This is a genomic window from Bacillus sp. SD127 (assembly GCF_058566445.1).
Map to the genome: position 1 here is coordinate 818,864 of NZ_CP191226.1, position 21,864 is coordinate 840,727.

A 21,864-nucleotide genomic window follows, 5' to 3' on the forward strand; every position below is an offset into this window, starting at 1 on the left:
AGAATAATCATGACGCGTCTGAATGATAATAACGGATGTGTAATTTTAAAATTGAAAGGGCTGGTAAAAATGGCAAAAGTATTGTATATCACTGCTCACCCGCATGATGAAGCGACTTCTTACAGCATGGCAACCGGTAAAGCGTTCATCGAATCATACAAAGAAGCAAATCCAAATGATGAAGTTGTACATATCGACTTGTACAAAGAAAACATTCCTCACATTGATGCTGATGTATTCAGCGGCTGGGGCAAGCTCCAGTCCGGCGATGCACTTTCTGAAAACGAAAAAGAGAAAGTGGGCCGTTTAGGAGAGCTTAGCGATCAATTTGCATCAGCTGATAAATATGTGTTCGTCACACCATTATGGAACTTCTCATTCCCGCCGGTGATGAAAGCGTACCTTGATTCAGTTGCAGTAGCAGGAAAATCTTTCAAATATACTGAACAAGGTCCTATCGGCTTGTTAACTGATAAAAAAGCGATTCACATTCAAGCGCGCGGCGGCTATTATTCAGAAGGCCCTGCGGCTGAAATGGAAATGGGCCACCGCTACATCGGCATTATGATGAACTTCTTCGGCGTTCCATCCTTCGATGGCATTTTCGTAGAGGGTCATAATGCAGAGCCTGACAAAGCACAGCAAATCAAAGAAGATGCGATTGCCCGCGCAAAAGAAGCAGGAAAAACATTCTAATGAAAAAGCCTCCCCGTATAAAGGGAGGCTTTATTTATTGTTCTAACGAAATGGTCCGTTTCTCTTCACTGCTTTTCACAGCCGCTTCAATGATCCGGATGACATCAATTCCCTCTTCAGCTGTGACAGGCAGCGGCGCGCCTTCGCGTATGCTGTCTGCTATTTTGCGGTAATAGGTAAGGTAAGAGCCGTTAACTGATGGAATGGTTTCTGTTTTTTTGTTCTCGCCATGAACAGTTGTCAGCTGACCGTAAGACTCGGGATCATCCGCACCCCAGCTGTCATCCTCCGGTTTTTTCCCGGCTCTGAGGGCATCCTCCTGTCCGTCAATCCCGTATTTGATAAAGCTTGATTGCTGTCCGTGAATTTGATAACGCGGGCCGTTTGCCGGGGCGACTGATCCGGCGTATAGAATGGCTTGGAGCTTGCCGTAATCCATTGTCAGATGAAAATAATCAACGGTTTCAGCATGTTCTCTTTGAGCCATGACTTTTGCGGTTACAGCTTTAGGCATTCCGAATAAATGCAGTGCCTGGTCTATGATATGAGAGCCGAGATCATACAGCGTACCGGTGGCAGCCCCTTCTTTTTCCCGCCATCTTGCTTGAACCTCAGGTTTGTATCGGTCATAGGAGACCTGATATGTATTGATATCTTCTAGAGACCCGTCATCAATGAGTTTCTTAATTGTTAAAAAGTCATTATCCCATCGCCTGTTATGGTATACGCTTAACAAGACGCCTCGTTCGTCGGCCGCTTTTTTTAATTTCTCCCCTTCTTCAGCAGTGGCTGTCATCGGTTTTTCAATAACGACATGTTTGCCCGCCTGAATGCATGCCAATGCGTGCTCGTAGTGGAGGCCGCTCGGAGTGGTGACGATGACAAGCTCAATTGCCGGATCATTTGTCATCTCCTCAAGCTCATGCACTACTTCGGCATCAGGGAAATCACGCTTCACCTCTTCCGTTCGCGATGTCATCACCTTGCTGATATGATACTCGTCCAGAACGGCAAGCAGCGGCGCGTGAAAGACCGAGCCTGACAGTCCGTACCCTAATATCCCTACCTGTATCGTATTCACTTTTCTTCTCCCCTTTTAAAAGTGCTTTGATAAAGGTATATACCCTTATCTTCAAATGGTAAAACCTGCATAGTGAATTTTTTTGCCGCCGCAAGCTTAGACAACGGTTTGGACAATCAGTATAATGGGAATTAATATATGAAACAGAGGTGTGCGCATGGAGAAGCATAATGAACATAAAGCATTAAACCATAAAAGCTCGAAAGAAAAGGATCAAATTACAAACCGATTGAAACGGATAGAAGGCCAGGTCAGAGGCATTCAAAATATGGTGGAAAACGATCGATATTGTGTAGATATTCTTGTACAGATTTCAGCTGTTCAGGCGGCAATGCAAAAAGTGGCTCTCCACTTGCTTGAAGATCACGCCCATCATTGCGTAGCAGACGCCATCAAAAGCGGAGACGGGGACCAAGCCATTTCTGAGCTATTAGACGTATTTAAAAAATTAGCGAAATAATCATGTTTTATTATTGTAATACCCTACGGGGGTATGGTAGGATGAAAACAGATCGAATAAACAGGAGGAATTCATATGGAACAAAAAACATTGCAAGTTGAAGGCATGTCTTGTCAGCACTGCGTCAAAGCAGTTGAAACGAGTGTGGGAGAACTGGACGGGGTTAGTGCTGTTCATGTCAATCTTGAAGCGGGGAAAGTTGATGTCACGTTTGATGCCGGCAAAGTGTCAGTCAAAGACATTACGGATGCGATAGAAGACCAAGGCTATGATGTAGCCAACTGATTCACGGTATCGCGCCTTCATCAAGGCGCGATATTTCTTTCATTTTTATATACCCCCCGGGTGTATATAAAGGAGTGAGTGTATTGAGTGAACAAAAGGAAATTGCGATGCAAGTATCTGGTATGACTTGTGCGGCGTGTGCCGCCAGAATTGAAAAAGGCCTGAAGCGGATGCCTGGTGTCACGGATGCCAATGTGAATCTGGCGACGGAAACGTCAAATGTTACCTATGACCCTACTGAAACAGGAACAGAAGCAATCCAAGAAAAAATAGAAAAACTGGGTTATCACGTCGTAACGGAAAAAGCTGAGTTTGATATTGAGGGCATGACCTGTGCAGCATGCGCCAATCGGATTGAAAAGCGGCTTAGCAAATTAGAAGGCGTTACAAATGCTCCGGTGAACTTTGCTTTAGAAACTGTAACAGTTGAATACAACCCAAAAGAAGCGGCTGTCAGCGATTTTAAAGAAGTCGTTGATAAGCTCGGATATCAACTTAAGCTGAAAGGCGATGAGGATAGCGAAGCCGCTGCTTCCAAAAAGAAAGAAGAACGGCACCAAACAGCGAGACTGATCTTTTCAGCTATTCTGTCATTTCCTTTGCTGTGGGCGATGGTGAGCCATTTTACATTTACTTCGTTCATTTGGGTGCCGGATTTATTCCTCAATCCGTGGATGCAATTTGCCCTTGCGACCCCGGTGCAGTTTTTGATCGGCTGGCCGTTTTACGTCGGCGCATATAAGGCGTTCAGAAATAAAAGCGCCAATATGGATGTATTGGTTGCACTCGGAACAACGGCTGCTTATGCTTACAGTCTTTATCTTACGATTCGAAGCCTCGGTTCCCATGGGCATACTTACGGCCTTTACTATGAAACAAGCGCGATTTTGCTGACGCTCATTTTGTTAGGAAAGCTGTTTGAAACGAAGGCGAAAGGGCGCTCATCAGATGCCATTAAAAAGCTCATGAAGCTGCAAGCCAAAACAGCGGCGGTCGTAAGAGACGGACAGGAGCAAATCATCCCGATAGATGAAGTAGCTGTTGGTGATATTGTTCATGTCAAACCAGGCGAACGAATTCCTGTCGATGGAGAGGTGCTGGAAGGCCGCTCTGCTGTAGATGAATCCATGATTACAGGAGAAAGTCTTCCCGTTGACAAATCTCCCGGTGACAGCGTGACAGGAGCGACTGTGAACTCAAACGGTTTCCTGAAAATCAAGGCTGTTAACGTCGGGAAAGAAACAGCGCTTTCTCATATCATCAAAATTGTGGAGGAAGCACAAGGATCAAAAGCGCCGATCCAGCGTCTCGCCGACCAGATCTCAGGCATTTTTGTGCCGATTGTATTGGGGATCGCCGTCCTCACGTTCCTTATTTGGTATCTTTGGGCGTCTCCAGGTGATTTTGCTGAAGCGATCAGCAAGTTTATTGCGGTTCTCGTCATCGCCTGTCCATGTGCACTGGGTCTTGCCACCCCGACAAGCATTATGGCAGGATCCGGACGGGCGGCTGAATTCGGCATTCTTTTTAAAGGCGGAGAGCATTTAGAAAAAACACATCGCCTTGATACCATTGTTCTCGATAAAACCGGAACAGTGACAAACGGAAAGCCGAAGCTGACTGATGCCATTCCGGCCGATGGCTTTGAAGAAACAGAGCTGCTCCGGTTCGCAGCAGCAGCTGAGACGGGCTCGGAACACCCGCTGGGCGAAGCGATCGTTGCCGGTGTGAAAGATAAAGGGCTGGAGATACCGAAGCTCACCCATTTTGTAGCGAAAGTAGGCGCTGGTATTTCAGCCGAAGCCGGAGGCAAAACGATACTCGTCGGCACAAGACGGTTAATGGAGAGCGAACGGATTGAGCATGAGGCTCTTCTTCCTCGGATGGAGGAGCTTGAAGGAGAAGGAAAAACGGTGATGCTCGTGTCCATTGATGGAGCAGCAGCGGGACTTGTAGCGGTTGCCGACACGATAAAAGACACGTCGCGGGAGGCAGTCACCCGTCTGAAAGAGATGGGTCTGGATGTCATCATGATGACCGGGGACAATCGCAGAACGGCAGAAGCGATAGCAAAGGAAGCTGGAATTGACAGCGTCATTGCTGAGGTCCTTCCTGAGCAAAAGGCAGCGGAAATCTCCCGCCTGCAAAAAGAAGGACGCCAGACGGCAATGGTCGGTGATGGAATCAACGATGCACCCGCGCTTGCCACAGCGGATATCGGCATGGCCATTGGAACAGGCACCGACATCGCGATGGAAACAGCGGACATAACGCTCATTCGCGGCGATCTGAACAGTATTGCGGACGCCATCCGTATGAGCAGACTTACCATGAAAAACATTAAACAAAACTTATTCTGGGCACTTGGCTATAACAGTCTCGGCATTCCAGTCGCGGCCCTTGGATTTTTAGCGCCATGGATAGCGGGAGCGGCAATGGCTTTTAGCTCTGTATCTGTTGTTCTGAATGCGCTGCGTCTGCAAAAAGTAAAATAAAAACCGGTGATTTGCCGGTTTTTATTTTTCATTGACACTTTCTTGGAAAACACCATATAATAGATGTAACTATTATATGAGTATATGCTCATATATGTAATTTTGATACTCACACTCATTCATATGCTTTGATGAGGGAACCCTAAATCGGAAGGTAAGGTGAGACAAATGAAACAAGTGACGCGGGAATATGTTCTGGACGGTTTGGATTGCAGCAACTGCGCACAAAAAATCGAAAATGGCGTCAAAGGCATCAAAGGCGTTGACGGATGCGCGGTTAACTTTGCAGCAAGCACACTGACTGTCTCAGCCGATGGCAAAGAAGAACAATGGGTCACCAATAAGGTCGAGAAAAAAGTAAAATCAATTGATCCTCATGTAACAGTTCGTCCGAAACATAAAAAGAAATCAGCAGATGACGGTTATCGAAAAAGAATGATCAATATGCTGATCAGAATGGCAGCAGCGGTCCTTCTCGGAGCGGCGGCATATTTGATTCATGCCGGCCCAATGCTGGAATTTTTATTATTTTTCGCCGCCTACTTGATAATCGGAGGAGACATAGTCGTTCGAGCGGTCAAAAATATCAGCCGCGGACAAGTGTTTGATGAACATTTTTTAATGGCTCTTGCTACAATCGGCGCTTTTTTAATTCAGCAATACCCGGAAGGCGTTGCTGTGATGCTGTTTTATCAAATCGGCGAGCTGTTTCAAGGAGCCGCGGTCAGCCGTTCTAGAAAATCGATCAGTGCATTAATGGATATCAGGCCGGATTACGCCAATATGAAAATAGGAGACAGCATCAAGACCGTTTCTCCGGAGGGCGTGCAGACAGGAGATATCATTGTCGTCAACCCGGGAGAAAGCATACCGCTGGACGGAAAGGTTGTGCAGGGATCGGCGATGGTTGATACATCAGCGCTGACAGGAGAATCTGTACCAAGAAAAGCGGCAGAAGGACAAGAAGTCATGTCCGGCTTTATCAATCAAAACGGCGTTCTGCATATAGAAGTAACAAAAGGCTATCAGGATTCCGCAGTATCCAAAATATTAGATTTGGTTCAAAATGCGAGCAGCCGTAAAGCGCGGACCGAAAACTTTATCACGAAGTTTGCCAAGTATTATACACCGGCTGTCGTCATTATCGCCGCCCTGCTGGCATTTGTCCCGCCGCTGTTTATTCCTGGCGCTTTACTTTCTGATTGGGTGTACCGCGCGCTTATTTTCTTAGTCATTTCATGCCCATGCGCCCTTGTTGTCTCCATTCCGCTCGGTTTCTTCGGCGGAATCGGCGCAGCTTCGAAGGCCGGGGTGCTTGTGAAAGGAAGCAATTACTTAGAAGCCTTACATCAAGTCAAATACGCTGTGTTTGATAAAACAGGCACACTGACAAAAGGCAGCTTTGAAGTGACAGAGATCAAACCTGCGGAAGGTTTTTCAAAGGAGACTTTACTCGAAGCCGCGGCATACGCTGAGCTCCACTCTCAGCACCCGATTGCAGAATCTGTGCGGAAAGCCTATGGGAAGCCGCTTTCCCCGGACACAATCGAGTCATATGAGGAAATATCCGGGCATGGTATTTTCGCAAAGGTGAACGGAAAAGAAATCCTTGCGGGGAACAAGAAGCTGATGGAAAGAGAACAGATTGAGAGCGTCCCGGATGAAAACGCCGGTACAATTGTTCACGTGGCTATTGATCAGCGCTATGCCGGGGCGATCATCATAGCAGATGAAGTAAAGGAAGACGCAAAACAAGCGATCGCAGATTTGAAATCGCTCGGTATCAAACAGACAGTCATGCTGACGGGCGATTCAAAACAGACAGGAGAAACAGTCGGAAAACAGCTCGGCCTCGACGAGGTTTATGCGGAGCTGCTGCCGGAGGATAAAGTGGAGCGGGTAGAAGCATTGGAATCGAAGCTGCTCCCGAATGAAAAACTCATTTTTGTCGGTGACGGAATTAATGACACTCCGGTGCTTGCACGCGCGGACATTGGAGCGGCGATGGGCGGACTCGGATCAGATGCAGCTGTAGAAGCCGCGGATGTTGTGCTGATGACAGATCAGCCGTCAAAAATAGCGGAAGCGATTCGGATTGCCAAACGGACTCGGCGAATCGTGTGGCAAAACATCGGATTTGCTTTAGGTGTTAAGGCCATTTTCCTCTTACTCGGAGCGTTTGGATTTGCGACCATGTGGGAGGCGGTTTTCTCAGATGTCGGTGTTACGCTTCTCGCTGTTGCAAACGCTATGCGCGTGATGCGCCTCAAAATAAGATAATTGTCGGAGAGAATTCACTATTTCGGGCTTTTCTTATAGACGGTTGTCTTGTTAAAATAAAGAAGTGGGTCAATTGAGATCCGCTTCTTTTTTAATTTTAAAACGATGAGGTGTCGGAGTGAAAAAGAAACAGCAGTCTTCTGCGAAATTCGCGGTCATCCTTACGGTTGTCGTTGTTGTCTTGTTAGCAGCAATTGTCATCATTAATAACAAAACGGAGCAAGGCAACGAAGCAGTGTCAGGACAGCCGTCTATCAAAGGCCAGCCTGTGCTTGGCAAAAATGATGCACCGGTAACGGTAGTGGAATTCGGAGATTATAAATGTCCGTCTTGCAAGATGTTTAACAGCGACATCTTCCCTAAAATCCAAAAAGACTTTATTGACAAGGGCGATGTGAAATTTTCTTTCGTGAACGTCATGTTCCATGGAAAAGGCTCAACGTTAGCGGCTCTTGCCTCAGAGGAAGTATGGAAAGAAGATCCTGATTCTTTCTGGGCATTTCATGAAAAGCTGTTTGACAAGCAGCCGGACACAGAACAGGAATGGGTAACGCCGGCGGTTCTCGGTGATATCGCAAAAAGCACGACAAAGGTAAATCCTGATACGCTGAAGGACAATCTTGATAAGGAAACATTTGCTTCTGCAGTGGAAAAGGATTCGGACCTTAATCATAAAATGAACATAAAAGCAACGCCTACGATTTACGTTAATGATAAAGTGATCAGTGATTTTTCGGATTATGAAGAAATTAAAGAAACGATAGAAAAAGAGCTGAAAGGGAAGTAAGCGAATGAAAAATAGAATTGTTTTTTTATATGCTTCCTGGGTTGTTGCTCTTAGCGCCATGCTGGGCAGCCTGTATTTCAGTGAAATCAAAAAGTTCATCCCGTGTGAACTGTGCTGGTACCAGCGTATTCTCATGTATCCGCTCGTTCTGATTTTAGGAATCGCCACCTTTCAGGGTGACACACGCGTGAAAAAATATGTGCTGCCGATGGCGATTATCGGCGCATTTATTTCGATTATGCATTATCTGGAGCAAAAAGTGCCGGGCTTTAGCGGCATCAAGCCATGTGTAAGCGGTGTGCCTTGCTCGGGCCAATATATTAACTGGTTCGGTTTTGTGACCATTCCGTTTCTGGCCTTGATTGCTTTTATTCTGATCATCATTTTTATGTGCCTTCTAAAAGGCGAAAAATCTGAATAGGAAAAAAGCGCCCGCGAATGCAGGGCGCTTTTTTTACGGTACAAATGATAGGCACTGCCAGCGGCAGACTCAAGCTGATCGGCGTTTACTGTTTTCCCTCTACATTTATCTTTTTTTTATCATAAAAATGTTATTGATTTTAAGCTGAAGCGGTTATAAAATCTAGAGGTCGTCAGAAAATTTAACAAATATAAAGGGAGTCATCAAAATGGCTTGGGAGCTGCTCAGTGTGATCGGCATCATTGCGTTTGCGGTCAGCGGCGCAATTGTTGCAATGGAAGAAGAATATGATATTTTAGGTGTTTATATATTAGGGATTGTCACAGCTTTTGGAGGAGGAGCGATCCGCAATTTGCTGATCGGTGTTCCGGTGTCAGCATTGTGGGAGCAGGGTGCGTACTTTCAAATCGCTCTGATATCCATCACGATCGTTTTTTTGTTTCCGAAGCTGCTGCTGAAGCATTGGAACAAATGGGGAAATTTATCGGATGCGATCGGTCTTGCAGCTTTCGCTATTCAAGGCGCCCTGTACGCCGTCAAAATGGGGCATCCGCTTAGTGCCGTTATCGTGGCTGCGGTGCTGACGGGAAGCGGCGGAGGAATCATCCGAGACCTGCTTGCCGGGCGCAAGCCGCTCGTGCTGAAAGCGGAAATCTATGCGGTATGGGCGGCGCTCGGCGGTTTAATCGTCGGCTTGGGCTGGACCGGAAACTCGATCGGTTTATACGCGCTGTTTTTTGTGCTTGTCGTATGCCGCGTTTGTTCTTATATGTTTAATTGGAAGCTGCCAAACCGTTATTTTCGCTTAGATAGCCAGTAAATAAAAGAAACCTCATCCATGTCGGAGAGGTTTTTTTATTGCAGCCAGCTGGATCAAAGTCTTTTCAAATGCTGACCGCGCAGAGCAAAGTTGTTTGAAATTAATAAGTAGCCCAAAATGTATAGCTGATGGTCTTTTTAGTTCCTGTGTTAGTGAATTTGAATCTGTAATTTGTTTTGTAGCTTTTAGAAGCTTGTTTGTAACTTAAATTTGTAGAGCCTTTTTTCTTTGCATAAAAAGTTTTCACATTTTTCCAGCCTTTATTTGTCTTTTGTTGCAGAGTTGCTGTAATTTTCCCGCTGCCTGATCCGTTTGCCGTAATGTTGGCCCAAGTTCCTTGTCCTGGATAATAAATATGAAAAGTTGGCGAGTAAGTATAGTTTTTAAATGAGCCCGAATGGTAATGAGTACTCCATATTTGACCTTTTTTAACCCAATCTTTAGCTTCTGCTTTGTTGTTTACTAGGTCAATAGCCGTAAAACTTGTTACGGCTACGACGAAAGCCAGCAACATCATATATAGCTTTTTCTTCACTGAGTATTTCCTCCTAGCTTATTCTGGTTCTTTCTTCATGTTCATATCATAAACCGTGAGAAATAATGTAACATCGTCCTAATCTCCCAAATTAGAAACTTCATTTTGTTGAAATATGTCGAAATTGGATAAAAAATGACTATTTTACTGCGTCTATAGGTATGATAGCAAGGATGGTAGGCTATTGATTTTAGTTGCTATATGGATGATAAAACAGCCAGTTTAGTCACTCTTCACGTGAGATGAACTGATAAACACGGCAAAGCTCTGTGTGTTTTTAAAATGAAAAAGATATATTTTCATATGGAAGATTGAATGTTATAAGGAATCGATACTGATGAAAGAGAAGATTCGCAACCTTAAAAAGCACGTACAACAGTGAAATCTTAAAATAAAAAAAACGATTTCGAGTTGAAATCGGTTTTTTTATGCATATAAATAACCCAAACCTTGAACGATGTTGGGTGAATGTGCTATTATAAATTGTATTTGCCTGTTTTTATCATATATTAAATATATATCCAATTCTATTTTACATTATTTCTTCTTCGTTTGTCAACTATTTTCTGGAGGTGCCGTTCATGAATCAGCATGATAAGGAATGGAAAGAAGAGCAGTCAAGAATAGATGATGTACTGCAGGAGCTCGAGAATAAAGAGCGGCTTCTCGAAACGTCCGCGGGCGGATTAAAGCATGATATTATCGGATTACGAAAAAACTTCTGGGAGGATGTCACGGTTAACTTTGATGACGTCCATGAAGCGGTTGAAACGATGGCAAGCATTAAGCAGCAGGCAGAGCTGCTGTCTGATCGGGAACGGAATCACCGGCATATGGATCAGCAGCTCAAACGAATTCATCAATTAAAAGCATCGCCTTATTTCGGCCGGATTGATTTTATTGAAAACGGCGAGAAACAGGCGGAGCAGATCTATATCGGTTTAGCATCCTGTATGGATGAGCAGGAGGAACACTTTCTGATTTATGATTGGAGAGCACCGATATCAAGCCTTTACTATAATTATTCCCCAGGAAAAGCTGAATACGAGGTTCCCGGCGAAACGATAGAAGGGGAAATGGTGCTGAAGCGCCAGTTTATTATTAAAAACGGCGCTCTCAAAGCGATGTTTAATACTGATATGACGATCGGCGATGAAATGCTGCAAGAGGTATTAAGCCATCACTCTGATACACAAATGAAAAACATCGTGTCTACGATTCAGAGAGAACAAAATCAGATTATCCGAAATGAAAAAAGCAAATTTCTGATTGTGCAGGGTGCGGCAGGCAGCGGAAAAACGTCAGCAGCGCTCCAGCGTGTCGCTTATTTGTTATACAGGCACCGCGGTGTAATTGATGCCGGACAAATCGTTTTATTTTCCCCAAACTTTTTGTTTAACAGCTATGTCTCCTCTGTTTTGCCTGAATTAGGCGAAGAAAATATGGAACAGGCGACGTTTCAGGAATATATCGAGCATCGGCTTGGCCGCAAGTTTCAATGTGAAAGCCCCTTTGATCAGCTGGAATATTGCCTGACCAAAACAAAAGATGACAGTTTTCAATCAAGGCTTGCCGGAATCACGTGGAAGGCAGGCTTATCTTTTCAGCAATTTATTGATGAATACGCCAGCAGGCTGTCTTCTGAAGGAATGATCTTTAAAAATATCGTTTTCCGCGGACAAAAACTGATCACAAAGGAACAAGTCCAAGCGTATTTTTACTCGCTTGATCAAAGCCTGTCCATTCCGAACCGGATGGAACAAACGGCAAATTGGCTGCTGAGTGAGCTTAACAAGCTGGAGAAAAAGGAACGGCGAAAGGATTGGGTCGTTCAGGAAGCCGAGCTTCTCGACAAAGAGGAATATTTGGAAGTGTACAAAAAGCTGCAGGCAAAGAAACGGTTTAGTGAGAGTACATTTAACGATCATCAGAGAGAACAGCAGCTGCTTGCCGCCATGATTGTAAAAAAGGCCTTCAAACCAATTAAACAGGCGGTCAGGCAGCTGGCGTTTCTTGATGTCAAACAGCTGTATCTGCAATTGTTTTCTGACTTGGGAAGCAAAGCTCAAACAGAGGATACTGCGGCAATAGGGGAGCTGACAAGATCGGCATTTGGAGAAAATAAACTGCTCTATGAGGACGCGTCTCCATTTCTATATTTGCAGGATTTGCTAGAAGGCAGAAAGAAAAACACGCAGATCAAACATCTATTTATCGATGAAGCTCAAGATTATTCTCCATTCCAGATGGCGTATATAAGGAGTATTTTTCCGTCTGCCAGCATGACGGTGCTCGGTGATATCAATCAGTCTATTTACGCCCATGCGATAAACGGTGCAGCACGTATGGATGCCGGCTTTGAAAAAGAGCAGGCTGAGTGTGTCCGTTTAAAAAGAACGTACAGATCAACGAGACAAATTGTGGAATTGACAAAAGCGCTGCTGCAGGACGGAGCGGACATTGAGCCTTTTAACAGAGATGGGGAAATGCCCTGCGTGTTAAAAAGCGAGGGTCGCGAGGATCTTTGTCAAAAGCTTATGCGAGAAATTGGGCGACTTAGAAAAAAAGGGCATGAAACCATTGCTGTTATTTGCAAAACGGCGCAGCAGTCAAGACAGGCACACGCTCAAATAAGCGAATATACCGATATTCGGCTGATTCATAAAGAAAACCAAACGTTTCAAAAGGGAGTCTGTATTATTCCGGTTTATTTAGCGAAGGGAATTGAGTTTGACGCAGTACTTGTCTATGATGCCTCAGAAGAACAATATAGAACAGAGCACGACCGGAGGCTGCTGTACACTGCCTGCACCCGGGCCATGCACGGGCTGACCGTTTCTTCTATCGGTGAACCAAGTCCGTTTGTGAGTGCTGTGCCCCCTCATTTATATAAGAGTGCTGATTGAAAGAGAAGGGTGCCTTCTCTTTTTTCTTCATTTAAATGAGACAAAGGGGTTTTATCATTAATAATCTTAATCGTTATCATCATGTAAATATATTTTACTTGCGGTGTGTCTTCCGGTAAAGTTCAATTAGATACTATTTCGATCAGTTTATACAATTTTGTGAGGTGGATACGTTGCAACTTCAGGTAATGAACAGTCCGTTTAATCAGGAGCAGGCAGAGCTCCTTAACCGCCTTCTGCCAACCTTGACAGAATCTCAGAAAATCTGGCTGAGCGGCTATTTATCAGCGCAATCTGTTTCCGTCCTGGAAACATCGGGGGCGCCGGCTGCTGTGTCTGCGGGTGTAACGGCACCGGCCATTTCAAAAGAAGTCACCGTCCTTTACGGTTCACAGACGGGAAACGCACAAGGGCTTGCAGAGAACGCCGGCAAGCAGCTTGAGGAGCGAGGCTTTCAAGTCACCGTTTCATCCATGAGCGACTTTAAGCCGAACCAGCTCAAGAAAATTAACAATCTTCTGATTGTCGTCAGTACGCATGGCGAAGGTGAGCCGCCTGATAACGCGCTGTCGTTTCACGAATTTTTGCACGGAAGACGGGCGCCTAAGCTTGATGATCTTCGCTTTTCTGTTTTGGCGCTTGGTGACAGTTCATACGAATTCTTCTGTCAGACAGGAAAAGAATTTGATCAGCGCTTAGAAGAGCTTGGCGGGAAACGAATTTCTCCGCGCGTTGACTGTGATTTGGATTATGATGAGCCGGCTGCTGAATGGCTGGAAAGCGTATTTGAGGGCTTAAGTGAAGCCGAGGGCGGAAGCGCCGCGCCTGCGCCGGCCGCAGCGCCTCAAACTGGTGAATCTGCGTATTCAAGAACAAATCCTTTCCGGGCGGAAGTGTTAGAAAATTTAAATTTAAACGGCCGCGGATCAAATAAAGAAACACGCCATGTAGAGTTGTCTCTTGAAGGATCAGGCCTTACGTATGAACCTGGTGACAGCCTCGGCGTCTATCCGGAAAATGATCCGGTACTTGTCGATTTGCTGCTTCAGGAAATGAATTGGGACCCCGAAGAAATTGTGACGCTGAATAAGCAAGGCGATGTCCGCCCGCTGAAAGAAGCGCTGATTTCTCATTATGAAATTACTGTTCTCACAAAGCCGCTTCTTGAACAGGCTGCTCATTTGACGGGAAGCGAGGAGCTTAGAGAGCTTTTAGCACCGGGAAATGAGGGTAAAGTGAAAGCGTATATTGAAGGGCGCGATTTGCTTGATCTGATCCGGGATTATGGGCCGTTTAGTGTAACGGCGCAGGAGTTTGTATCCATTCTTCGAAAAATGCCGGCCCGCCTCTATTCAATTGCGAGCAGCTTATCCGCAAACCCGGATGAAGTGCATTTAACGATTGGTGCAGTTCGGTACGACGCGCATGGCCGCGAACGAAAAGGCGTCTGCTCAATTTTATGTGCGGAGCGTCTGCAGCCGGGAGACACACTGCCGGTTTATGTCCAGCATAATCAGAACTTCAAGCTTCCGAAGGATCCTGAAACACCGATTATCATGGTCGGCCCTGGGACAGGCGTTGCGCCGTTCCGTTCCTTTATGCAGGAGCGCGAGGAGACGGGAGCTGAAGGAAAAGCATGGATGTTCTTCGGTGATCAGCATTTTGTCACAGATTTCCTATATCAGACAGAGTGGCAGAATTGGCTGAAAGACGGCGTGCTGACAAAAATGGACGTAGCGTTCTCACGCGATACGGAAGAAAAAGTGTATGTGCAGCACCGCATGCTTGAACAGAGCGCAGAACTGTTTGAATGGCTTCAAGAAGGAGCGGCTGTTTACATTTGCGGAGATGAAAAGCACATGGCACACGATGTCCATAACACACTCTTAGAAATTATAGAAAAAGAAGGCAATATGACCCGTGAAGAAGCGGAAGTTTATCTTGCCGATATGCAGCAGCAAAAACGTTATCAGCGTGATGTATACTGATTTGACCTGAAAGGAGTTTTTCAACATGGTGACCAAAATCTTAAAAGCACCGGACGGCTCTCCAAGTGACGTCGAGCGCATTAAAGAAGAAAGCGATTATTTGCGCGGCACACTAAAAGAAGTGATGCTGGATCGGATCAGTGCGGGAATTCCGGATGATGACAACCGCCTGATGAAACACCACGGCAGTTATTTGCAGGATGACCGCGATCTCCGCAATGAACGCCAAAAACAAAAGCTTGAACCGGCTTATCAGTTCATGCTGCGCGTCCGTATGCCGGGCGGCGTATCGACGCCTGAGCAATGGCTCGTGATGGATGATCTTTCGCAGAAATACGGTAACGGCACCCTAAAGCTGACGACGCGTGAAACGTTCCAGATGCACGGGATTTTAAAATGGAACATGAAAAAAACCATTCAGACGATCCATTCGGCTCTTCTGGATACAATCGCGGCTTGCGGGGACGTAAACCGGAATGTGATGTGCGCATCGAATCCTTACCAGTCTGAAATCCATTCTGAAGTATACGAATGGTCCAAAAAATTAAGTGATGATCTCCTGCCTCGAACAAGAGCGTATCATGAAATTTGGCTTGATGAGGAAAGAGTGGCCGGCCCGCCTGACGCAGAAGAAGTCGAGCCGATGTACGGGCCGCTTTACCTGCCGCGGAAATTCAAAATCGGTATTGCGGTTCCGCCGTCAAATGACATTGACGTCTTTTCGCAGGATCTCGGATTCATTGCGATTGTGGAAGATGGCAAGCTCATCGGTTTTAACGTGGCAATCGGCGGCGGTATGGGAATGACGCACGGCGACAAAGCGACATATCCGCAGTTAGCCAAGGTAATTGGATTCTGCCGCCCTGAACAAATGTATGACGTTGCTGAAAAAACAATTACGATTCAGCGTGACTACGGAAACCGTTCCGTCCGTAAAAATGCCCGTTTCAAATACACAGTTGACCGCCTCGGTTTGGAAACAGTGAAAGAGGAATTGGAAAACCGTCTCGGCTGGAGCCTGGAAGAAGCGAAGCCGTACCATTTTGATCATAACGGCGACCGCTACGGATGGGTGGAAGGCATTGAGGATAAATGGCATTTTACGCTGTTTGTCGAAGGCGGCCGTGTGACGGATTACGAGGATTATAAGCTGATGACAGGCTTGCGTGAAATTGCTAAAGTTCATACAGGCGATTTCCGTCTGACAGCCAATCAGAACTTGATTATCGGTAATGTTCCAAGCGAGAAAAAGGATGAAATCAACGCATTAATCGATCAATACGGGTTAACTGACGGAAAGCATTATACAGCGCTGCGCCGCAGCTCTATGGCGTGTGTTGCTCTTCCGACCTGCGGATTGGCGATGGCTGAAGCAGAACGTTATTTGCCGTCCCTTTTAGATAAAGTGGATGAGATTATTGACGAAAACGGTCTTCGTGATGAGGAAATTACCATTCGCATGACAGGCTGCCCGAACGGCTGCGCCCGCCATGCGCTCGGAGAGATCGGATTTATCGGAAAGGCGCCTGGCAAATATAATATGTATCTAGGCGCTGCGTTTGACGGCAGCCGCTTAAGCAAAATGTACCGCGAAAATATCGGAGAAGAAGACATTTTGAACGAGCTGCGCGTCCTGCTTTCCCGCTATGCGAAAGAACGCGAGGAAGGTGAGCACTTCGGTGATTTCGTCATTCGCGCCGGTATCATTAAAGCGACAACTGACGGGATGAATTTTCATAATTGAGATGAGAGACAGGGGGATTGCCCTGTCTCTTTTTGATTTTGCTTTGCGGCAAAAAAGTTCACCATGAGCATATCATGAGAAAAAATACCCTAAAAAGGGTACTATAAAAGAAGACTAGTGTGGAGGAGACTCCTGCGGAATCCAGTATTGGATGTAAGGCCATCCTTTATCTTTTGCAAGCCTCAGCCTCTTCGGACAAATATTGATCAACTCATCATGCAGATACGCAGCAGATTAAGGAGGTTATGCATTTGGACATATTTTTAGTCGTCCTTGTTTTACTGGCTATTATTGCGATTTCTAACATTGTCAATCGGTTTATCCCGTTTATTCCAGTGCCTCTGATTCAGGTGGCGCTTGGGATTATTGCCGCCTCATTTCCACAGGGGCTTCATTTTGAATTAAACACGGAATTGTTTTTCGTCTTGTTTATTGCGCCTCTTCTATTTAATGATGGAAAGAGGACGCCTCGGGCGGAGCTTTGGAATTTAAGAGCTCCCATTTTATTGCTTGCACTTGGCCTTGTATTTGCGACTGTGATTGTAGGAGGATACACGATCCACTGGATGATTCCTGATATTCCGCTGGCAGCGGCCTTTGGGCTGGCAGCCATTCTTTCACCGACTGATGTTGTCGCTGTCAGCGCATTATCAGGAAGGGTGAAGATGCCGAAAGGAATTCTGCGCCTGCTTGAAGGGGAAGGGCTGATGAATGATGCATCAGGTCTGGTCGCCTTTAAATTTGCGATTGCCGCAGCGGTTACCGGGGCATTTTCACTGGCGCAAGCAGCTGTCAGCTTTGTGTTTATTTCTGTTGGCGGCCTTTTGTGCGGGGTTGTCATTTCGTTCTTGATTATCCGCTTTCGTCTATTCCTGCGCCGTCTTGGCATGCAGGATGTCACGATGCACATGCTGATTCAAATTCTGACGCCTTTTGTGATTTATTTGGCAGCGGAGGAAATCGGTGTTTCCGGCATTTTAGCCGTTGTGGCGGGCGGTATTACGCATGCGGTTGAACAGGACCGTCTCGAATCGACGATGGTGAAGCTGCAAATCGTCTCATCGAGTACGTGGAACATTATTTTATTTATTTTGAACGGTCTTGTCTTTGTCATCCTTGGCACACAGATTCCGGATGTCATTTCGGTGATTTTTAACGATACAGCGATCAGTAACATGAAAGTGATCGGCTATATTCTGGTCATTACATTTACGTTAATGCTCCTCAGGTTTCTGTGGGTGCTGTTCTTCTGGAACGGCAAGTGGTTCTTTAATAAAGATCAAACCATTTATAAGCCGGGACTTCGTTCTACATTGTTAATTTCCATTTCAGGTGTGCGGGGAGCGGTTACGCTTGCAGGTTCATTCTCCATCCCATATTTCCTGGAGGATGGCACACCGTTTCCGGAAAGAAATCTGATTCTCTTTTTAGCCGCAGGCGTCATTTTATGCACGCTTGTTATTGCCACCTTCGTGCTTCCGCTTCTGACAGAAAAAGAAGAAGAGGACGAAGAAAAAAATAAGAAGCTGCTGACGGCGAGACGCAAACTGATTAAAACGGCTCTCAAAACGATTAAAGAAGACATGAATGATACAAACAAAACGGCGTCTCTTGCGGTCATTGCCGAATACAATGAGAAAATGAAAAACCTTCGTTTTCAGCAATATACAACGTCAACCCGCATAAAAAAGTATGAACGGAAAGTCCGCGCTCAAGGGATTAAAGCCGAGCAAGAAGAACTGATGAAACTGCTGGAGCGGGGAGACATCCCGGAAGAAACGGCAAATGCTCTGCAAGAACGGTTTAATGAATTGGAAATTTTGTATGCCAACCCGTTTAAAGTCGGTTTATCAAAAACAAGGCTGAAACGTCTGATGTATTGGATTTTCTTCGGAGAACATAAAAAGCCGGAGATGTCGATTTTAAACGAAGAGGGATTAATGAGAGCAACTAGGGTTAAAACGGCTAAAGCTGCGATAGGACATTTGGAAAAGCATATACCGGAAGAACATAAGGAAGTATTTTTATCTGTCATCTCGTTTTATAAACAATTAATTTTCAGATTGGAGCACAGCCATCACGAACATAAATCGAACGCCCATTTTGAAAATCAGAAGCTGGAAGTGAAGCTGAAGGCTGTGCAGGCGATCAGAAATGAGATTCAGACGCTCTTTGAGGAGCGGGAAATTTCCCGGGACATCTCTCATGAGCTTCGCCAATATATTAATGATGTGGAAGCCGCAATGCTAGAAGGCGGCGAATAATTCCAAGAAAAAAAGCTGGCATCGGACGCCAGCTTTTTTCTATAGGTTAGGGGCGATGGAATTCGACAGTGTTGTCGTTTCGGTCGAACCAGCCTCTGAAGGCCCAGTTGATCCAGCCGCCGTCTCCTTTGTTTGTGAAGCTTCCGTCTTCAAATACCCAAATGCCGTACGTAATGCCGTCATAAACGGCCGAGCCGTAAAACTGCACACCATTTAAGTGATCTTCATACTCCTGGCTTAAGTTAAAAACCATGACGTTATATTTTTGGCCGGATGCGTAGAAGGAAGATTCCATGAGATTTTTCACAAAACCGTCCCGGTTCTGGGCTGATTTAATGGCATCTGAGATTTGGTTGGCAATCCCAAGCAAATCAAGGTTGACGTTTAAACCGACTTCTGCGGCAGCTGTTCCGGCTGTTGTTTTCTGTGAGATCTTCGGTGCGGGATTTTCCTCAGCAGAGGCAAGGGACAAAGGGGCAATTGTCAAAGCGGCGCCAAGTGCAAGAGTCATTGGGATACGAATACGTTTCAATTTGTTTCCTCCTCTATGTTTTTGTGGGCTACAGTATTCGCTTACCCTGCTCACTGTCTAAATAATCTTATAATTGATAAAATAGGAAAAAATAGTGCAAATGCGTATTGTTTACTATGAAATAAAAAACGTCCGTATGAAAAAAGAAGCAAAAAGAGGCTCTTAAGCGTATTATTGGTATCTGCTGAGAGGAATGTGAGATAATATAGACGCTTACATTTCGATGAAAGGGTGGATGTTCAAGTGGCAACAAGTTTAAAAGATACTGTAAAGCTACATAACGGAGTTGAAATGCCTTGGTTCGGTCTTGGTGTTTTTAAAGTAGAAAACGGAAGTGAAGCGACTGAATCGGTTAAAGCTGCGATTAAAAATGGCTACCGCAGCATTGATACAGCGGCTGTCTATAAAAATGAAGAAGGTGTAGGCATCGGCATTAAAGAATCCGGTGTTGCAAGAGAAGAGCTCTTCATTACATCAAAAGTATGGAATGAAGATCAGGGCTACGACACAACGCTTGCTGCCTTTGAAAAAAGCCTGGAAAGACTTCAGCTTGATTATTTAGACTTATATTTAATCCACTGGCCTGGCAAGGATAAGTATAAAGATACATGGCGCGCGCTTGAAAAGCTGTACAAAGACGGCAAAATCCGCGCGATCGGCGTCAGCAACTTTCAAGTTCATCATTTAGAAGAGCTTTTGAAAGATGCTGAAATCAAACCAATGGTGAACCAAGTTGAATTTCACCCTCGTTTGACGCAAAAAGAATTAAGAGACTACTGCAAAAAACAAGGCATCCAGCTGGAAGCATGGTCTCCGCTTATGCAGGGCCAGCTGCTTGATAACGAAGTGCTGACACAGATCGCTGAAAAATATAATAAATCTGTAGCACAAGTGATTTTGCGCTGGGATCTTCAGCATGAAGTTGTAACGATTCCAAAATCGATTAAAGAACACCGTATTATCGAAAACGCTGATATTTTTGATTTCGAATTGTCTCAAGAAGACATGGACAAGATTGATGCGTTAAATCAAGATGAACGTGTCGGTCCAAACCCCGATGAGCTTCTGTTTTAATCAAAAACTCCCCGTCTAAGTACGGGGAGTTTTTTAATGTGTTTTTTTCAGTTGAATCAAAAACAGCATCAGAAAAGAAATGACGATGATACAGACGACCCACGCCCATGCAAGTGCGTTGTTGCCGGAATCCAAAGCGACATAAATGGCTGTCGGCAGCGTTTGGGTAACACCCGGGATATTCCCGGCAAACATTAAGGTGGCGCCGAATTCACCGAGCGCCCGCGCCAGACTGAGAATGCTTCCGGTCAGCAACGATGGATACGCCAGCGGAATGGAGATATGGATAAACACCTTCCATCTGCTTGCGCCGTCTACCATTGCCGCTCCCTCTATATCGGGGTCAATATCGGAAAATCCGGTTTTGGCCGATTGATACATAAGCGGAAAAGCCACGATAGCAGAAGCAATCACAGCAGCCCACCAGGTGAAGATCACGGGCTGATGAAAGATCCATTCGATCGCTTGTCCGATGAAGCTGTGCTTTCCAAACATGACGATCAAAATAAAACCGACAACGGTGGGCGGAAGAACGAGAGGAAGCATAAAAATCGTTTCGAGTGCGGTTTTTCCGAAAAATGATGCTTGTGACATCCATGCCCCTGCCAAAGTTCCGAGAATGATCACCGCGATTCCGGCGACCGCCGCCACTTGAAAAGAAAGCATAACCGGCGTGAAAAATTCTGAAGTGCTGATGTTATTCAGCAGTAAAACCATATTTCTCAAACACTTTCATCGCTTCGTCAGTTTGCAGGTAATCGTAAAATTGCTTCGCTTCCTTATGGTGTTTCGTATCTTTTACAATTCCTAACGGGTAAACGATCGGGCTGTGTGTATCAGCTTTTGTCTCATCGACGATTTTGACTTTCTTAGAGATCAGCGCGTCTGTTTTATAAACGACACCTGCGTCTACATTGCCTGTTTCTACATATGAAAGAACCTGGCGAACGTCTTTTCCGTACACGATCTTATCTTTTACTTTGTCCCATAGAGACAGGTTTGTCAGTGATTCTTTTCCATAAGCTCCTGCCGGTACAGATTCTGGAGTCCCGAGAGCAATTTTTTCTGAATCAGTCAGATTGTCAAAGCCTGTGACTGGTGAATCTCCATCCTTAGGCACAACGAGCACAATTTCATTTCCGACTAAATGAGTGCTGTCTTTTTTAGCGATATCCCCATCATCTACAAGCTTTTGGAATTTGTCCTCAGCGGCTGAGAAGAACAGATCGGCCCCGGCTCCTTGAGAAATTTGCTTTTGCAAGGCACCTGATGAGCCAAAGTTATCTTGGATCGTAATATTGTGATGGGTTTTCTCGTAGTTCTTTTGAATTTCCTCGAGTGCATCCTGGGCACTGGCAGCTGCTGAGACAGTTAAGGTCACTTTTTTCTCTTTGTCACTTGATGATTGGCTGGCAGAGCAGCCTGCTGCAAGCAGAAAAACAGTTAATGCTGCGGTCAGAATGGAATACTTCTTAAACATGATTGCACCCCTTATA

The 21,864-nt window shown here is 45.4% G+C and carries 18 protein-coding genes; 13 read left to right on the top strand and 5 right to left on the bottom strand.

Translation table 11 applies throughout. The annotated features are described in order from the left end of the window. Positions 1–69: 69 nt before the first annotated feature. Positions 70–696: an FMN-dependent NADH-azoreductase AzoRB gene (azoRB, locus tag ACQVGS_RS04230; RefSeq protein ID WP_101864801.1), complete on the top strand. Its 627-nt coding sequence runs from the start codon at positions 70–72 to the stop codon at positions 694–696. A 34-nt stretch (positions 697–730) separates the two neighbouring features. Here azoRB and ACQVGS_RS04235 read toward each other — a convergent pair whose 3' ends face one another. Then, a complete protein-coding gene (locus tag ACQVGS_RS04235; protein ID WP_283912592.1) occupies positions 731–1,777 on the bottom strand; it encodes an oxidoreductase in 1,047 nt (348 codons plus the stop codon). 157 nt (positions 1,778–1,934) lie between these two features. On the opposite strand from ACQVGS_RS04235, the gene csoR reads away from it, so the two are divergent. The 7 genes from csoR to ACQVGS_RS04270 all read left to right on the top strand — a co-directional run bounded on the left by csoR (position 1,935) and on the right by ACQVGS_RS04270 (position 9,325). After that, positions 1,935–2,237 (top strand): copper-sensing transcriptional repressor CsoR, encoded by a 303-nt coding sequence (gene csoR / locus ACQVGS_RS04240; protein WP_024122845.1) that lies wholly within the window; start codon positions 1,935–1,937, stop codon positions 2,235–2,237. Between the two features lie 75 nt (positions 2,238–2,312). Further along, the gene (gene copZ / locus ACQVGS_RS04245) at positions 2,313–2,522 is read left to right on the top strand and encodes a copper chaperone CopZ (RefSeq protein ID WP_044159112.1); all 210 of its coding nucleotides are present in this window, start codon (positions 2,313–2,315) and stop codon (positions 2,520–2,522) included. 83 nt (positions 2,523–2,605) lie between these two features. After that, positions 2,606–5,017 (top strand): copper-exporting P-type ATPase CopA, encoded by a 2,412-nt coding sequence (gene copA, locus ACQVGS_RS04250; RefSeq protein WP_487446347.1) that lies wholly within the window; start codon positions 2,606–2,608, stop codon positions 5,015–5,017. 168 nt (positions 5,018–5,185) lie between these two features. After that, the gene (locus tag ACQVGS_RS04255; RefSeq protein ID WP_491831035.1) at positions 5,186–7,297 is read left to right on the top strand and encodes a heavy metal translocating P-type ATPase; all 2,112 of its coding nucleotides are present in this window, start codon (positions 5,186–5,188) and stop codon (positions 7,295–7,297) included. Between the two features lie 118 nt (positions 7,298–7,415). Further along, entirely contained in the window at positions 7,416–8,084 is a 669-nt protein-coding gene (gene bdbD, locus ACQVGS_RS04260) for a disulfide bond formation protein BdbD (RefSeq protein ID WP_095713025.1), read from the top strand. Positions 8,085–8,088: 4 nt separating this feature from the next. After that, positions 8,089–8,505 carry a disulfide oxidoreductase gene (locus tag ACQVGS_RS04265; protein ID WP_095713026.1) on the top strand — a complete coding sequence of 139 codons (417 nt, stop codon included), beginning with the start codon at positions 8,089–8,091 and terminating at the stop codon, positions 8,503–8,505. Between the two features lie 208 nt (positions 8,506–8,713). Beyond that, a complete protein-coding gene (locus ACQVGS_RS04270; RefSeq protein WP_044159108.1) occupies positions 8,714–9,325 on the top strand; it encodes a trimeric intracellular cation channel family protein in 612 nt (203 codons plus the stop codon). 100 nt (positions 9,326–9,425) lie between these two features. Here ACQVGS_RS04270 and ACQVGS_RS04275 read toward each other — a convergent pair whose 3' ends face one another. Further along, the gene (locus ACQVGS_RS04275) at positions 9,426–9,860 is read right to left on the bottom strand and encodes a hypothetical protein (protein WP_024122837.1); all 435 of its coding nucleotides are present in this window, start codon (positions 9,858–9,860) and stop codon (positions 9,426–9,428) included. A gap of 581 nt (positions 9,861–10,441) precedes the next feature. On the opposite strand from ACQVGS_RS04275, the gene helD reads away from it, so the two are divergent. From helD to ACQVGS_RS04295, 4 genes are all read left to right on the top strand, one after another. Further along, complete coding sequence (gene helD / locus ACQVGS_RS04280; protein ID WP_491831039.1) at positions 10,442–12,766, top strand: RNA polymerase recycling motor HelD; 2,325 nt, start codon at positions 10,442–10,444, stop codon at positions 12,764–12,766. Between the two features lie 173 nt (positions 12,767–12,939). Beyond that, positions 12,940–14,754, top strand: a complete 1,815-nt coding sequence (locus tag ACQVGS_RS04285) for an assimilatory sulfite reductase (NADPH) flavoprotein subunit (RefSeq protein WP_101859955.1) — start codon at positions 12,940–12,942, stop codon at positions 14,752–14,754. Positions 14,755–14,779: 25 nt separating this feature from the next. Continuing rightward, on the top strand, positions 14,780–16,498 hold the full coding sequence (gene cysI, locus ACQVGS_RS04290; protein WP_491831041.1) for an assimilatory sulfite reductase (NADPH) hemoprotein subunit: 1,719 nt from the start codon (positions 14,780–14,782) through the stop codon (positions 16,496–16,498). 251 nt (positions 16,499–16,749) lie between these two features. After that, entirely contained in the window at positions 16,750–18,762 is a 2,013-nt protein-coding gene (locus tag ACQVGS_RS04295) for a Na+/H+ antiporter (RefSeq protein WP_024122834.1), read from the top strand. 46 nt (positions 18,763–18,808) lie between these two features. Here ACQVGS_RS04295 and yvgO read toward each other — a convergent pair whose 3' ends face one another. Beyond that, positions 18,809–19,294, bottom strand: coding sequence for a stress response protein YvgO (yvgO, locus tag ACQVGS_RS04300; RefSeq protein WP_024122833.1), 486 nt, complete (start codon positions 19,292–19,294; stop codon positions 18,809–18,811). A gap of 243 nt (positions 19,295–19,537) precedes the next feature. On the opposite strand from yvgO, the gene pgoN reads away from it, so the two are divergent. Next, complete coding sequence (pgoN, locus tag ACQVGS_RS04305) at positions 19,538–20,368, top strand: glyoxal/methylglyoxal reductase (protein ID WP_044159103.1); 831 nt, start codon at positions 19,538–19,540, stop codon at positions 20,366–20,368. Between the two features lie 33 nt (positions 20,369–20,401). Here the strand turns inward: pgoN and modB are convergent, their stop codons facing one another. Together modB and modA are read right to left on the bottom strand one after the other, a co-directional pair. Next, positions 20,402–21,094 carry a molybdate ABC transporter permease subunit gene (gene modB / locus ACQVGS_RS04310; protein WP_255001990.1) on the bottom strand — a complete coding sequence of 231 codons (693 nt, stop codon included), beginning with the start codon at positions 21,092–21,094 and terminating at the stop codon, positions 20,402–20,404. Beyond that, positions 21,066–21,848: a molybdate ABC transporter substrate-binding protein gene (gene modA / locus ACQVGS_RS04315; protein ID WP_255001988.1), complete on the bottom strand. Its 783-nt coding sequence runs from the start codon at positions 21,846–21,848 to the stop codon at positions 21,066–21,068. The genes modB and modA overlap by 29 nt, the downstream gene beginning before the upstream one ends. Positions 21,849–21,864 lie beyond the last annotated feature (16 nt).

Excerpts from the sequence above, each read along its gene's own strand:
- azoRB (WP_101864801.1), top strand. The coding sequence starts at position 70 with ATGGCAAAAGTATTGTATATCACTGCTCACCCGCATGATGAAGCGACT.
- csoR (WP_024122845.1), top strand. The coding sequence starts at position 1,935 with ATGGAGAAGCATAATGAACATAAAGCATTAAACCATAAAAGCTCGAAA.
- copZ (WP_044159112.1), top strand. The coding sequence starts at position 2,313 with ATGGAACAAAAAACATTGCAAGTTGAAGGCATGTCTTGTCAGCACTGC.
- ACQVGS_RS04255 (WP_491831035.1), top strand. The coding sequence starts at position 5,186 with ATGAAACAAGTGACGCGGGAATATGTTCTGGACGGTTTGGATTGCAGC.
- ACQVGS_RS04265 (WP_095713026.1), top strand. The coding sequence starts at position 8,089 with ATGAAAAATAGAATTGTTTTTTTATATGCTTCCTGGGTTGTTGCTCTT.
- ACQVGS_RS04270 (WP_044159108.1), top strand. The coding sequence starts at position 8,714 with ATGGCTTGGGAGCTGCTCAGTGTGATCGGCATCATTGCGTTTGCGGTC.
- helD (WP_491831039.1), top strand. The coding sequence starts at position 10,442 with ATGAATCAGCATGATAAGGAATGGAAAGAAGAGCAGTCAAGAATAGAT.
- cysI (WP_491831041.1), top strand. The coding sequence starts at position 14,780 with ATGGTGACCAAAATCTTAAAAGCACCGGACGGCTCTCCAAGTGACGTC.
- modA (WP_255001988.1), bottom strand. The coding sequence starts at position 21,848 with ATGTTTAAGAAGTATTCCATTCTGACCGCAGCATTAACTGTTTTTCTG.